Below are 13,497 nucleotides of genomic sequence, written 5' to 3'. Positions count from 1 at the left end.
AGCTTTTTCCTTCGCTCGCGCTCAACCGCCGCGCGCGGGCGGCTGTGTGATGAACGACACCTTCGTGATACCCGCTCGCTCGCAATCGGTCACCACGCGGCCGATGAACTCGTAGCGCGTGGACTGATCGCCGCGCACATGCACTTCGGGCTGCGGATCGCGCTGCGAGACCGTCTTCAGTTGCGCGAGCAGCGTGGGCGAATCGATACGCCGCTCGTTCCAGAACACGTTGCCGTCCTTGTCGACGGCAATTTCAATCGCGTCCGGTTTAGTCTGCAGCGGACTCACGGTTTCCTTCGGCAATTGCACGGGCACCGTATGCGTGACCACCGGAATCGTGATGAGAAAGATGATCAGCAGGACCAGCATGACGTCGACGAGCGGCGTCGTGTTGATGGTGGCGATCACCTCGTCTTCGCCGCCGTCCTGAGCTACGTTCATGGCCATGATGACTCTCTTCGCGCGCTCAGCCAGCGTTGGCGACGGCGCGCACGTTGCGCTTGCGGCCCGACAGCAGCACCGTATGCAGTTGCGCGCCGAACGTGCGCACGCGCTCCATCAGCGACTTGTTGCGGCGCACGAGGAAGTTGTAGCCGAGCACGGCCGGCACGGCGACCGCGAGGCCGATGGCGGTCATGATGAGCGCCTCGCCCACCGGACCCGCCACTTTGTCGATCGAGGCCTGACCCGCGATGCCGATCGCCGTGAGCGCGTGATAAATGCCCCACACGGTGCCGAACAGGCCGACGAACGGCGCGGTCGAACCGACCGTCGCGAGAAACGCGAGACCGTCCTGCAGGCGATTGCCGACGTTGTTGATCGAGCGGTCGATGCTCACCTGAATCCACGTATTGCGATCCACCTCTTCGAGCAGAACTTCGTCGTGATGCTCGGCGGCGTCGATGCCGGTTTCGGCGATGAAGCGAAACGGCGAGCGTTCGTCGAGTTGCGCCGCGCCTGCCGCGAGCGACGGCGCTTCCCAGAGCTGCTGATCCGCCGACTTCGCGCGGCGATTGGCGCGCGCCTGTTCGACGAACTTGGTGACCATGATGTACCAGCTACCCATCGACATGGCGACCAGCACGAGCAGCACGAAACGCGCGACGAAGTCGCCGTTCTTCCACAACGCGTCGAGGCCATAGGGGTTCGCGGTCTCCACGCCGGCGGCCTGCGCCCACGCGGCGACGGGAATCGCCGCCGCCACGGCGACGACGGACAGGGCCGCACGCGCGGCAAACTTCGATTGCTTGTTCATCAGGACTCCAACATTAAAGACAGCGGAGGCCGGCGTGGCGCGATCGTCTTGAACGCGCCTGAATCTTTCTCGCCAGCCCACCGTAAATTCAGTTCAGATTGAACGAGAACGGCACCTGCACGCGCACCGGCTGACCTTGCGAAATGCAGTTGAACCGCTTGACCGCATTGAACGCCGCGCGATCGAGCAACGGGTCCGCCGACTTTTCGACTTTCTCGTCGGTCACGTGACCTTGCGGATCGACCACGAACGAAATCAGCACGTCGCCCGTGATGTTGTTCTCCTGCGCTTCCTCCGGATACGTCATGCTGGCGCGCACCTTGTCCGAGTTCGGACACACCACGCCCGCTTCATGACTCACCGGTTTGGGCGGTGCGGGCGGCGCGACCGGCGCGGGCGGCGTGGGCGCCGGAATCACCGCCGTCGGCGCAGGCGCGGCCTGATGCTCGATGGTCGGCGCGGGCGGTGCGGCCACGTGCACCTCGGGCGGCGGCACGAACGGCGGCGGACGCTTGATCTTCGGCGGCGGCTGCTTGACGACCGGTTGCGCGGGCGGCGTGGGCGCGGGCGTCGGCGGCTTGACCGGCATGATGATGCGCGTCTCCACCGGCTTCTGGACGATCTGCACCACCTTCGTGGCGAGACCGTTGAGCAGCGCCCAGATCAGCACGACGTGCAGCAGCAGGACTGCTGCGATACCGCCATAGCGGCGCGCCGGGCTTTGCTGCTTCGCGCCGTATTGTTTCGGCCGCCCCGACCAGCGGTCTGCTGCGGCTGTTCCCTGCGACATACACCACTCCGTTCGCTTACCTGAGTCATTCAATTCGTCAATACGCCTGCGGCTTTCGTGCAGCCGACGCTCAGGAGGTTACCCGCCCATCGCGCCGCGCTTAACCAAGCAATTCGAATAACTTTATGGTTGTTGAATCATCGATCGGTTTTTAATGTGATCGCCGCGACGGCGTGGCTGCGATAGCGGCAAATCCAGGCGCTATGGCGGCGATCAATACGCTTGTGCGTGATGACGACGCAATCAACTTCGGCAACGACAATCTCGGCTCGGGTGCGCGTGAGCACCTGAACGCTATCAGAGCGCTCCATTAGCCCCGGCACGTGCTTACGCGTGCTCGGCATGCTCCGCGTGATCGCGCGCGAGCACCGTCTCATCGTCGATATCGTGCTCGGTCGGTTCGTACTTCACGAGCGCTAGAAAGCCGATGGGAATGACCGCCGCGAGCGCCACGACCCAGAACATATCCGTGCCGAGCTTTGCGTTGAGGATCGGCAACACGAACAGCGCCACCGCGCTGCCGATCCCCGTGAGCGCACGGCCAAAACCGAGCCCCGTGCCCCGAATCGACGTCGGATACGAAAGCGCCGGATAAATCATCATCTGTGCGCCCGGGCCGAAACCTTCCGCGAACAGCCACGCGCCGAGCATGGCCAGTGCAATGCCGATGCCCAGCGCCGTCTGCGGATGCCCGAGCAACGCAAGCGCCACGAGCGCGACGAACTGCAACGCGAAACCCGCGAGCGCAACATGCCGCGAAGGCCGCGTATGCGCGAGCCGCATGCCGAGCAAGCCGCCCGTGAGCGCAAACAAGACATTGAGCGCGAGCGAAGCCGAAATGGTTTCGAACACGCCCGCGCCGAGAAACTGCGAAAGAATCGACGGCAGGAAAAACGCAATGGCCGTGTACTCGAACGGAATGCACAGATTCATCACGCTCGCGACAATCGTGCGCGCCAGATACGGGCGCTGGAACAGCACGCGAAAACTCACGGGCGGCTGAGGATTCGCGGGCGGCGCTTCGTCGGCCTTATGCGCGTGAATGCCGTACGACTCGCGCAGAATGCGCACGGCGTCGTCGAGCTTGCCCTGATTCGCGGCCCACAGCGGCGACTCGTTCATGAAGCGGCTGCGCACGGCAATGATGATGAGCGCGGGCACCGCGCCGAAGATCAGCGAGGCGCGCCACAGCCAGCCCGCGTGCTCCTGCGGTAAAAAGAAATACAGCCCGAACACGATCAGAAAGCACACCGATGAAGCCGCGTACCACATCGGGCACCACGCGGCGAGCCGCGAAGCTTTATTGCCGCTGCCCTGGAATTTCGAAAACTCGGAAAGAAACGCCATCGCTACGGGCAAATCGATACCCACGCCAAGACCCATCACGAAACGCGCGGCGATCAGCACCCAGACGTTGGGCGCGAGCCCGGCGGCGATCGCCGCGACGACGAAGAAGAGCATGTCGGCCATGAAGACCTGATAGCGGCCGATACGATCGGTAAACCAGCCGCCGACGAGACTGCCCAGTATGGTCCCGATCATGATCGACGACGTGACGATGCCGGTCAGCGAAGGCGTCAGGTTGAATTCGCGCACGACATCCTGAATGCCGTACGACAGCGTGGTGAGATCGTAAGCGTCGAGAAATACGCCGCCGAGCGCGAGCAGCACGATCACGCGTGCATGACTTGCGCGCGCGGTGCTGGTGTTGATGAGGCGCGAAACGTCGCTGGCCGAACGAATCGGCGACGACACAGTTGAATCAATATCGAGCGTGCTCAATGGAATCCCCTTGAATGACGGCCATGACAGCGCGTAGTTATAGGAGGCCCATGGGTGCAGCACAACGAACGAGTTAGCGAATGCTTACCCGGTGCGCGAGGAATGCAAAGCGGCGAGCGTGATTAATCGCGTGGTGAATAGAAGCAATATCGGGCAGGCTGCGTCGCCACGTCTCCACCTCATTGCGCGCGGTTTGTCTGCGCCGCCGTTGCATTGGCGGCATCGCCAACAAGGTGACAAAAACACTGTATGAATGTACAGTTACGGGCAACGCACGGCCCGACGCGGCGCGGCGTTGGCTCGAAACACGTTGCGTTCGCGGCCTCACTGTTCGAACGCCATTTCTCACACACCAGGCATGCCAGACGAAAGGCGCATCGCGCACCTCGACATGGACGCGTTCTACGCTTCCGTGGAATTGCTGCGCTATCCGGAACTGCGCGGCAAGGCCGTCGTCATCGGCGGCGGGCGCAATGCCGTGCCCGAGACGCTGCCCGACGGCACGCGCCGCTTCGCGCGCCTGCGTGACTACGTGGGGCGCGGCGTCGTCACCACATCCACCTACGAAGCGCGCAAATTCGGCGTGTTTTCCGCAATGGGCATGATGAAGGCCGCGCAACTCGCGCCCGACGCCATTCTGCTGCCCACCGACTTCGAGTCCTATCGCCACTATTCGCGGCTGTTCAAAAGCGCGGTGCGCGCCTTCACGGAGCAGATCGAAGACCGCGGTATCGACGAAATCTATATCGATCTCACCGACGTCGAAGGCGAGCCGCGCGACATCGGCGCGCGTCTTAAAGCCGCGGTGCGCGACGCAACCGGCCTGACCTGCTCGATCGCGATTGCGCCCAACAAGCTGCTCGCCAAGATCGGCTCCGAACTCGACAAGCCGGACGGCCTCACGCTGCTCACAATGGCGGACCTCGAAGCGCGCATCTGGCCGCTCGAAGCGAAGAAAGTGAACGGCATCGGGCCGCGCGCGAGCAAGCGGCTCGCGGAGCTGGGTTTCGCCACGATCGGCGATCTGGCGAAAGCGGATCTCGGGCTTTTGCAGGAACATTTCGGCCGCACCTACGCGGCGTGGCTCGCGCGCGTGTCGCATGGCGAGGACGATCGCGAAGTGGTGGTGTCGTCGGAACCGAAATCGATGAGCCGCGAAACCACGTTCGAGCGCGACATGCACGTCGGGCGCGACCGTGCCGTGCTCACGCCCGCGCTCACGCAGCTATGCGAACGCGTTGCGCAGGATCTGGAGCGCAAAGGGTATTGCGGCCGCACCGTGGGCGTGAAAATCAAATTCGCGGACTTTAAAATCGTCACCCGCGATATTTCGCTGCCGATGGCCGTGCGCGATACCGCCGCCATTCGCCGCGCGGTTGGCGCGTGTCTGAAACGGATCGATCTCGATCGGCGCATCCGCCTGATTGGCGTGCGCGTGAGCGCGCTCGAACGCTATTCGGCGGACAACCCGATTAACGGCGCTATTCAAGGCGAATTGCCGTTCGGTCCCTGAAACGAGCAAGCAGAAAAGATAAAGCGAGCGCCGCTTTTCATGCGGCGCTCGCTGCACGTCATGCTCAGTTCTGGAAATAGCTCAGACCCAGCGCGCCCTTCACTTCGGACAGCGTCTGCGCCGCCACTTCGCGCGCGCGCATCGTGCCGCGACGCAGAATTTCGAGGACTTCGCCGCGATCTTCTTCCAGCTCGCGACGACGCGTGCGAATCGGTTCGATCAGCGTTTGCAGGCGCTCGTTGAGCACGCGCTTCACGACGCTGTCGCCCAGGCCGCCGCGCTGATAATGCGCCTTGAGCTCGTCCACTTTCGCCACATCGGGTTCGAACGCATCGAGGAACGAGAACACCACGTTGCCTTCCACGCGGCCCGGATCGCTCACGCGCAGATGGTTCGGGTCGGTGTACATATTGTTCACCGCCTTGGTGATTTCATCGGGCGTCGCGCCCAGCGTGATCGCATTGCCGAGCGACTTGCTCATTTTGGCCTTGCCGTCGATACCGGGCAGGCGCGTGACTTTCGACAGCACCGCTTCGCATTCGACCAGCACGGCGCGATCGACGGTGTTGTTGAAACGGCGCACCAGTTCGTTGGTCTGCTCGATCATCGGCAACTGATCGTCGCCGACCGGCACGTGCGTGGCCTTGAACGCCGTGATGTCCGCCGCCTGACTGACCGGATAGGTCAGGAAACCCGCCGGAATATCGCGCTCGAATCCGCGCAGACGAATTTCTTCCTTGATGGTCGGATTGCGTTCGAGGCGCGCGACCGTCACGAGATTGAGCAGATACTGGGACAGTTCCGCGAGTTCGGGCACCTGCGATTGAATCAGGATGGTCGATTTCGCGGGATCGATGCCGGCGGCGAGATAGTCGAGCGCGACTTCGATGACGTTTTCGGTGACTTTCTGGTGGCGGCCGACGTTGTCGGTGAGCGCCTGGACGTCGGCGAGCAGAAGGAACTGGTCCGCTTCGTTCTGGAGCTGAACGCGCGCGCGCAAGGAGCCGATGTAGTGGCCGAGATGCAGCTGGCCGGTGGTCCGGTCGCCGGTCAGGATGGTGGGGCGGCTTGCTTGTGTCATGGACTGGAGTCTCACATTAATCGAGCCACCAGTCTTCGGCGCGCTAAAACAACAATGCCGCCAGGACTGGCGGCATCACGTTCGCGATATGCGTGGGGAAACGGGCCGCCGGATTCAGGCGCGCCACCAACCGTGCAACATGAGCGAAAGCGGTTTGGTTTCCATGGGGGGAGAGTATAGCGTAGGTGGCGATCGAAGGAAAAAACCCTGACGCCGACCATGTCCGCTCGGCGGCCAGCGCAACGATTGTTTTTGCCTCTGCCAGAATCCGCCCATCCCACCCGGAGACCCGCCATGCAACTTCGTACGGTGTACCTGAAAGTCAACGACATGCAGATATCGACCGCTTTCTGGCAACGGCTTCTCGATCAGAAACCGCACAGGCAATCCGCTAAGTGGACCGAGTTCATGATCGGCACAAACCGTTTGGGCTTGCTGCTGAACGACTTCGGCGACGAATTGAAAGGCAGCAGCGCCGTGCCCGTTTTCGAATTCGAAGAAGCCACGCTGCTCGATTTCATGAGCGTGCGATTGAGAACGGCGCATCAGTGGTCATGGACGGACTGAAAATCGAGGCGATGAAAAGCGTCGTCCTGAGCAGCCCCGACGGACACGAATTCGAACTGTGCATGTGCCACGCCTGAGCGCGGCGTCGATTGGCGCACCGCCGCTTCAGCGCGCCAACGACACCATCAGATACGCGCCACCCGCAATCATCGCCAGCAACCCGGCCGGCATTTGCTGCGGGAACAGCACGTTGCGGCTCAGCCAGTCGGACAGCACCATCAGCAGCGCGCCGAGCAGCCCCGACGCCAGCAGTTCGACCACCGCGCGCCGGAAGCCCATGCGCCGTACCACGTGCGGCGCCATCAAGCCGATGAACGAGAGCGGTCCGACGATCATCGCGGCTGCCGCGCTCAGCAGCGCCGCCAGCAGCAGGATCAGCAGTCGCGCGCGTCGCACCGGCACGCCCAGCGACGCCGCCGCCGGCGCGCCCAGCGGAAAGATGTCGAGCCAGCGCGCGCACAGCAAGGTCAGCGCCAGCAGCGCCACCGCGAGCACGAGCGCGCCCGACGCGAGCGACGCGTCAATCAGATAGGTCGAGCCCATCAGCAGATTGCGCAGCAGCGGCGCATACGGGCCGCTGCCCGCGATCACGAGCCCGAACACCGCTTGCGACAGCGCGCCCACCGCAATGCCCGCGAGCAGCAGTTGCCCGGTCGCGAAGCCGCTGCGGCGCGCGAGCGCGAGCATCGCCAGCAAGGTCGTCAGCGCGCCCGCGCCGCAGGCAGCGAACATCAGCGGCGCGCCCGGCGCTCGCACGGCGAACAGCAGCAGAATCATGCCGAGCATGCCGCCGCCGTTGATGCCGAGTACCTCGGGACTCGCCATCGGATTGCCGGAGAGTCGTTGCAGCAGCGTGCCCGCCAGCGCGAGCAGCATGCCCGCCGCGAGCGCGCTCTCGATGCGCGGCGCGCGCCATCGCCACAAGCCGCGCCATTCGTCGGCGCTCGCCCAGTGCCAGCCGTCCAGGCCGCGCCCGAACGCTGCCGCGACGATCACCGCCGCGATCAGCGCCAGCGCGCCGCACGCGAGCAGGCGTCGCGTGGCCTGCGGCGAACGCAGCGCACTCGCCGCGCGCGCAGATTCAGCCGCCTGCGTGCCCGGCGCCGCCGCGCGCGTCTTCAGGCGCGGCACCAGCCAGAGCAGCAAGGGGCCGCCGAACAGCGCGGTCGCGGCCCCCGTCGGCAACAGTTCGCCCGCGAGGCCGCCGAGTTGCTGGATCGCCTGATCGGTGACCCAGAGCAGCAGCGCGCCGATCGCGGGCGCCCACGTCAGTTGATCGCGCAGACGCCGCGCACCGCACGCACGCGCCACGGCGGGCGCGGCCAGCCCGATGAAGCCGATCACGCCGACCGCTGCGACCACGAACGCCGTCAACGCGACCGCCGCCGCCAGCGCCAGCAAGCGCGTGCGCGTCAGCGCGAGTCCAAGGCTGCGCGCGCCGGCGTCGTCGAGTCCGGCGAGCGTGAGCGGGCGCACCAGCGCGCCGCATAGCGCCGCGCAGACGAGCACGCGCGGCAGCAGCCACAGCGTCGTTTGCCAGTCCTGCTGCGCGAGCGCGCCGCCGCCCCAGATGAACATCGCCGCCAGCGAGCGCTCGTAAATGATCGACAGCGCGAGGCTCAGCGCGCCGCAATACAGGTTGACGATCATGCCGCCGAGCACGAGCGTGATCGGCGCGAAGCCACGCCGCCAGGCGAGCGCGAACACGACCAGCATCGCCAGCGCGCCGCCCGCGAGCGCGATGCCGGAGCGCCATGGCAGCAGCCACGCGGGCGCCCACAGCGTCGCGAGCAGCAACGCGAGATACGCGCCCGCCGACACGCCCACCGTCATCGGCTCGGCCAGCGGATTGCGCAAGATCTGCTGGAACACCACGCCCGCCAGCGCGAGCGCCGCGCCGCACAGCAGCGAGATTGCGAGGCGCGGCAGCCAGCTTTCATGCACCACCATTTCGCGGATGTCGTCCACGTTCGGCGCGATCAGCGCGCGCATCCAGTCGCTTGCGGGCAGATGCGCGGAAAGACCGTGCAACGTCAGCGCGATGGCAATAATTAGCAATCCGAACAATCCGATCAAGGGCGCGCGTGCGTGAGCTGTGCCCGCTGCGCGCGTCTTCGGCAGATCATGCATGTTGGCCCTCCGGTGCAAGCAGCACATCCGCGAGTTGACGCGCGAAGCGCGCGCCGCTGTAGAGCGCGCCGCCCTGCGAGACCTTCGGCATGCCTGCCACGCGGCCCGCGCGCACGAACGGCAGGCTGTGCCAGAGCACGCCCTGCGCGAGCGTCGCGCGCGCGGCGTCGAGCAGCGGGTCGATATGGACGAGGCGCGCGTGGGCGGCATCGGCGGTGTCGGCGGCATCGGCGAGACGCGTGAAGTCGGTCACCGCATAGCCGCGCGCGTTGGTCGGCCCGGTCCACGCGTTGCGCAGCCCCATGCGCGTCATCACATCGCCGAACAGACTGCCGGTTCCAAACACGAGCAGATGCCGGTCGTCGATAAACTCCACGACGAAAACCGGCGCGGCGCTCTCGCCGCCCGCAGGCAGACACGCGCGCGCCGCGCTCACTTGCGCGTCGGCGGCGGCGATCGCGGTCTGCGCCTGCGGCTCGCGATGCAGCACGCGCGCGAGCCGGCGCGTCTCGTTCGCGATCTGCGTCCACGGCGCCACGCCGTTCGCGGACAGCGCGAGCGTGAGCGTCGGCGCGATGCGTTCGAGTTGCGCACGCATCGGCGCATGCGCGGGCGTGAGCAGCAGCAGATCGGGACGCAATTGTTCGAGTAATTCGACGTTCGGCTGATACAGCAAGCCGATATCGATCACCCCGGCGGGCAGCGGCGGCGCGACGTTGGTGCGCCGATACCAGTCCGGCACCGAGGTGGCGAGCGGCGTCACGCCGAGCGTGAGCAGCATTTCGGTGAGTCCGAAATCCATCACGACGATGCGTTTCGGCACCGACGTTCCTCCCACCCCCGCCACGTCCGCCGCCGCCCACACCGCACGCGGTCCGAGCGCGCATGCGAGACCCGCGGCGGCGGCCGCGAGCCATTGACGTCGCTGCATGCGCGCGCCCTTCATCGTTTCTCGCTCAACGCGCTTACCATTGATACTTCGCCGTACCCAGCACGCCGATCTTCGAACCGTAATAGCACGCACCGCCGGAGCAGTACGCGACATAGGTGCGGTTCGTCAGATTGGTCGCGTTGACCGCGAACTTCCAGTTGCGAAGATCGTAGTGGACCGCCGCGTCGAGCAGCACGACGCTGCTGACGTCGAAGGTATTCGTCGTATCGCCCGCCGACATGCCGATATAACGCACGCCGCCGCCAAAGCCCAGACCGCGCAGCGCGCCGCCATGCAGCGTGTAATCGGCCCAAAGATTGGCCATGTTGCGCGGCGCCATCGTCAGGCGCTTGCCCACCTGCGCCGCCGTGTTCGATTCCAGCACGACCTGGTTCAGATACGTGTACGAGCCGAGCACCGTGAGATTGTCGGTGAGCTGGATATGGCCTTCGAGTTCGAGGCCGCGCGAACGCACTTCGCCCGTCTGCACCGACGAGCCCGGATGATTCAGATCGGTCGTGGTGACGTTGTGCTGCGTGAGATCGAAAATCGCCGCCGAATAGAGCGCGTTATAACTCTTCGGCTGATACTTCACGCCCACCTCGTATTCCTGCCCCGTGGTCGGCACCAGCGCCTGGCCCGCGTAATTCACGCCCGTGGTCGGCTGGAACGACTTCGCATACGAGAAGTACGGCGCGATGCCGTTATCGAACAGATACGAGAGACCGCCGCGCCACGTGAACGCGTGCGGCGTCTGGTTTTGCAGGCCCGTGCTCGAACCGCTCGTCTGGATGTTGGTCGAGGTCCAGTCGTTGCGGATGCCGAGCGTGAGCAGCCAGTGACGATATTCGATCTGATCCTGCAAATACACGCCAAGCTGATCGGTGGCGGTATCGACGCGCTTGGTGGTCGTGTAGATCTGGCCGACCGTCGAGAAGTCCGGATCGAACGGATTGAGCGTGCCGACCGAGCCCGAGCCCGAATTCGTACCGCTCAGCAGACGCTGGTAATCGACGCCGAACAGCACCGTCTGCTTGACGTCGCCCGTCGAGAATTTCGCCTGCAACTGGTTATCCATCGCGAACTGGCTCAGGTGCTCGCGATCGAGAAACGCGCTCATGGTGAGCACCGACTGGTTCGTGCCCGCCTTCCACGTGCCGAAATACGACTGGCGATAATCCACGTCGTCGTGCATGTAGCGCGCGCCCGAACGGAACGTGAAGACGTTGTTGATCTTCTGCTCGAACTGATAGCCGAACGCGTACTGCGTGCGGTGGAAATAATCGGTGTCCGGATTGCCGATGTAGGTGCCCGGGCTGACCTTGCCGTTCGGGTTGTACGTGGCCGTACCCTGCACCGGCAGCGAATCGAATAGACCGCCCGCCGGATCGCGCTGATACTGCGCGTAGACCGTGAGGCGCGTGTCGGCGTTCGGCTTGATCGTGACGCTCGGCGCAAAGGCAATGCGCTGATCCTTCACGCCGTCCACCTGCGTGTCGGCGTCGCGACCCAGACCCACGATGCGCCACAGCACGGTGCCGTCGTTGTCCAGCTTGCCGCCCACGTCGAACGCGGCTTCATAGCGGTTGTGATTGCCGAACTGCAACTGAACCTCGTTGACCTGATCCTCGGTCGCGAACTTCGACACCATGTTGACGATGCCGGCGGGGCTCCCCGCGCCGTACAACACCGACGACGGACCGCGCATCACATCGATGCGCTCAAGGAAGTAAGGATCGATACGCGGATTGGCGTAATACTGGTCCGCCTGCAGCGCGAGGCCATCGAGATATTCCGAATAATCGAAGCCGCGCCCGCGCAACTGGTCGAAGCGGAAATCGGTCGAATCCTGCGAGTAGACGCCTGGCGTGTAGCGCAGCGCCTGATCGACCGTGGTCGCGCCCTGCTGATCCATCTGCTCGCGCGTGACGACCGAAATCGACTGCGGCACGCGCACGATCGGCGTGTCGGTCTTGGTGCCCGTCATGGTGCGTTTGGCGACGATGCCCGAAGTCGGGCCCCTCGGCGACTCGCGCTGCGCGTCGACGTTCACCGCCGGCAGCGTGCCTTTCGCCGACGCCGCCTGGGTCGATTTCGTCGATTGAGCCGATTGCGCCGAACCGGCGTTTTGTCCGTTTTGAACGCCGCTGGCGTCGTCAGCGGTCTGTGCGTGCGCAACGACCGAAAACGCCAGCGGCATCCCCAGTAATGCGCACCGCATCGGCGAAAGCTTCGTGGACAACCCGTGCAGCCCCGTCATCTTGTTGTTTTTACGTCCCTTCATCGTCGATTCACCAGTTGAATGTTAATGATAATGCTTCTTATTACAATCACAAAAGCTATACTTCCCACGGCGATGAACGTCGCGGGCCAAAGGCGTTTGTGCAGACTTGGGGGACTATGTCGTTAGAGGCGCAGCCGCCGGAGGCCCATGAACAAAGGGCGAGGCCGCGCTGGCGAGGTCAGATGATACAAGTTAGGCCCGCGCAGAGGCAGACGACTTGTCCGATCACCCGGACAACTTTTGTCCAGATGGAACGTTATGGAAGCTTTTTCGACACAAACGGACACTCCACGTACGAAGCCGAGAGGCGGCGCGCAGCCTGTGCCGCCTCCCGCGAAGAGCGATTTGCCGACCGTGTTCGGTCAGGCGATCGAGTACGAATCGGGCTCGCGCGAGATCGCGCATACGCACGCGCGCGCGCAGTTGCTCTACGCGACGAGCGGGTTGATCCGCGTGCGCACGCCGGCCGCGAGCTGGGTCGTCACGCCCGATTGCGCGATGCTGGTGCCGCCGCGCGTCGAGCACGAGCTGGAGATGGTGGGCAAGGTCGGCTTTCGCACGCTGTACGTCGATCCGTGCCCGGCGATCGGCGGCGACGAAGGCCGACTGCTGCCCGTCAACGGCCTGCTGCGCGAGGCGATTCTCGCGATGGTCGAAGAACCCGCACGCACGCGCGAACCGGGCAGTCTCGCCGATATCCTCACGCAACTGATCGTCAATCTGCTCGCCGCGGCATCGCCCGCCGACGATCAGCCTGGCCGTCTGCCGCTGCCGCAGCATCCGCGTTTGCACCGAATCTGCCAGGCGCTGATCGAGCAGCCCGCCAACAACGATTCGCTCGAACATTGGGGCGACCGTTTCGGCGCGAGTTCGCGCACGCTCGCGCGGCATTTCCAGCGCGAAACCGGCATGCCGTTCGCGAAATGGCGCGAGCAGATGCGCGTGTCCGAAGCGATGTGCCTGCTGTCGACGCATACGCCCATCGACGAAGTCGCGAGCTGCCTCGGTTACGCCGACGCGAACTCCTTCGCCGTGATGTTCAAGCGCGTGCTGCAGATCACGCCGCTGAAGTATCAGTCGATGATGTGCGCTGCGGGGGCGGAGCCGGCGTGAATCGGCGTGATTTGAACGGCAACACGCGCCAGTTGTCTGAATCATCCTCGG

General features: G+C 64.6%; 12 protein-coding genes. 3 read left to right on the top strand and 9 right to left on the bottom strand.

What is annotated here, in order from left to right:
- Positions 1 to 21: 21 nt before the first annotated feature.
- The 5 genes from G5S35_RS28050 to G5S35_RS28030 form a co-directional block, all read right to left on the bottom strand.
- Positions 22 to 447 carry an ExbD/TolR family protein gene (locus G5S35_RS28050; RefSeq protein WP_065058837.1) on the bottom strand — a complete coding sequence of 142 codons (426 nt, stop codon included), beginning with the start codon at positions 445 to 447 and terminating at the stop codon, positions 22 to 24.
- Between the two features lie 19 nt (positions 448 to 466).
- Positions 467 to 1,255, bottom strand: a complete 789-nt coding sequence (locus G5S35_RS28045; protein ID WP_074986895.1) for a MotA/TolQ/ExbB proton channel family protein — start codon at positions 1,253 to 1,255, stop codon at positions 467 to 469.
- A gap of 88 nt (positions 1,256 to 1,343) precedes the next feature.
- Positions 1,344 to 2,045, bottom strand: a complete 702-nt coding sequence (locus tag G5S35_RS28040) for an energy transducer TonB (protein ID WP_065058835.1) — start codon at positions 2,043 to 2,045, stop codon at positions 1,344 to 1,346.
- A gap of 137 nt (positions 2,046 to 2,182) precedes the next feature.
- Positions 2,183 to 2,356, bottom strand: a complete 174-nt coding sequence (locus G5S35_RS28035) for a hypothetical protein (RefSeq protein ID WP_156773668.1) — start codon at positions 2,354 to 2,356, stop codon at positions 2,183 to 2,185.
- 16 nt (positions 2,357 to 2,372) lie between these two features.
- On the bottom strand, positions 2,373 to 3,827 hold the full coding sequence (locus G5S35_RS28030) for an MFS transporter (RefSeq protein ID WP_065058834.1): 1,455 nt from the start codon (positions 3,825 to 3,827) through the stop codon (positions 2,373 to 2,375).
- 358 nt (positions 3,828 to 4,185) lie between these two features.
- On the opposite strand from G5S35_RS28030, the gene dinB reads away from it, so the two are divergent.
- Positions 4,186 to 5,340 carry a DNA polymerase IV gene (gene dinB / locus G5S35_RS28025; RefSeq protein WP_110328729.1) on the top strand — a complete coding sequence of 385 codons (1,155 nt, stop codon included), beginning with the start codon at positions 4,186 to 4,188 and terminating at the stop codon, positions 5,338 to 5,340.
- Between the two features lie 64 nt (positions 5,341 to 5,404).
- Here the strand turns inward: dinB and trpS are convergent, their stop codons facing one another.
- Complete coding sequence (gene trpS, locus G5S35_RS28020; protein WP_065058832.1) at positions 5,405 to 6,421, bottom strand: tryptophan--tRNA ligase; 1,017 nt, start codon at positions 6,419 to 6,421, stop codon at positions 5,405 to 5,407.
- A gap of 395 nt (positions 6,422 to 6,816) precedes the next feature.
- Here trpS and G5S35_RS40335 point away from each other — a divergent pair, with 395 nt between their 5' ends.
- On the top strand, positions 6,817 to 7,065 hold the full coding sequence (locus tag G5S35_RS40335; RefSeq protein ID WP_183039547.1) for a VOC family protein: 249 nt from the start codon (positions 6,817 to 6,819) through the stop codon (positions 7,063 to 7,065).
- 28 nt (positions 7,066 to 7,093) lie between these two features.
- On the opposite strand, the gene fhuB is transcribed toward G5S35_RS40335, so the two are convergent.
- From fhuB to G5S35_RS28000, 3 genes are read right to left on the bottom strand one after another with little or no spacing between them, the layout of a single operon-like run.
- A complete protein-coding gene (fhuB, locus tag G5S35_RS28010) occupies positions 7,094 to 9,118 on the bottom strand; it encodes a Fe(3+)-hydroxamate ABC transporter permease FhuB (protein WP_183039546.1) in 2,025 nt (674 codons plus the stop codon).
- Positions 9,111 to 10,049, bottom strand: a complete 939-nt coding sequence (locus tag G5S35_RS28005) for an ABC transporter substrate-binding protein (RefSeq protein WP_183039545.1) — start codon at positions 10,047 to 10,049, stop codon at positions 9,111 to 9,113. The genes fhuB and G5S35_RS28005 overlap by 8 nt, the downstream gene beginning before the upstream one ends.
- 34 nt (positions 10,050 to 10,083) lie before the next feature.
- The gene (locus tag G5S35_RS28000) at positions 10,084 to 12,333 is read right to left on the bottom strand and encodes a TonB-dependent siderophore receptor (RefSeq protein WP_237181525.1); all 2,250 of its coding nucleotides are present in this window, start codon (positions 12,331 to 12,333) and stop codon (positions 10,084 to 10,086) included.
- A gap of 321 nt (positions 12,334 to 12,654) precedes the next feature.
- Between G5S35_RS28000 and G5S35_RS27995 the strand changes: the two genes are divergently transcribed.
- Positions 12,655 to 13,446, top strand: a complete 792-nt coding sequence (locus tag G5S35_RS27995; protein ID WP_074986901.1) for an AraC family transcriptional regulator — start codon at positions 12,655 to 12,657, stop codon at positions 13,444 to 13,446.
- The last annotated feature ends 51 nt before the right edge of the window (positions 13,447 to 13,497 follow it).

Source organism: Paraburkholderia tropica (assembly GCF_014171495.1).
GTDB classification, from domain to species: Bacteria; Pseudomonadota; Gammaproteobacteria; order Burkholderiales; family Burkholderiaceae; genus Paraburkholderia; species Paraburkholderia tropica.
This window is presented reverse-complemented; position numbering and strand designations above follow the sequence as displayed.

Bases quoted from the DNA above. Each gene is read 5' to 3' on its own strand.
- fhuB (WP_183039546.1), bottom strand. From the start codon at position 9,118: ATGCATGATCTGCCGAAGACGCGCGCAGCGGGCACAGCTCACGCACGC.
- G5S35_RS28000 (WP_237181525.1), bottom strand. From the start codon at position 12,333: ATGAAGGGACGTAAAAACAACAAGATGACGGGGCTGCACGGGTTGTCC.
- G5S35_RS28040 (WP_065058835.1), bottom strand. From the start codon at position 2,045: ATGTCGCAGGGAACAGCCGCAGCAGACCGCTGGTCGGGGCGGCCGAAA.
- G5S35_RS28005 (WP_183039545.1), bottom strand. From the start codon at position 10,049: ATGCAGCGACGTCAATGGCTCGCGGCCGCCGCCGCGGGTCTCGCATGC.
- trpS (WP_065058832.1), bottom strand. From the start codon at position 6,421: ATGACACAAGCAAGCCGCCCCACCATCCTGACCGGCGACCGGACCACC.
- G5S35_RS28035 (WP_156773668.1), bottom strand. From the start codon at position 2,356: ATGGAGCGCTCTGATAGCGTTCAGGTGCTCACGCGCACCCGAGCCGAG.
- dinB (WP_110328729.1), top strand. From the start codon at position 4,186: ATGCCAGACGAAAGGCGCATCGCGCACCTCGACATGGACGCGTTCTAC.
- G5S35_RS28050 (WP_065058837.1), bottom strand. From the start codon at position 447: ATGGCCATGAACGTAGCTCAGGACGGCGGCGAAGACGAGGTGATCGCC.
- G5S35_RS28045 (WP_074986895.1), bottom strand. From the start codon at position 1,255: ATGAACAAGCAATCGAAGTTTGCCGCGCGTGCGGCCCTGTCCGTCGTC.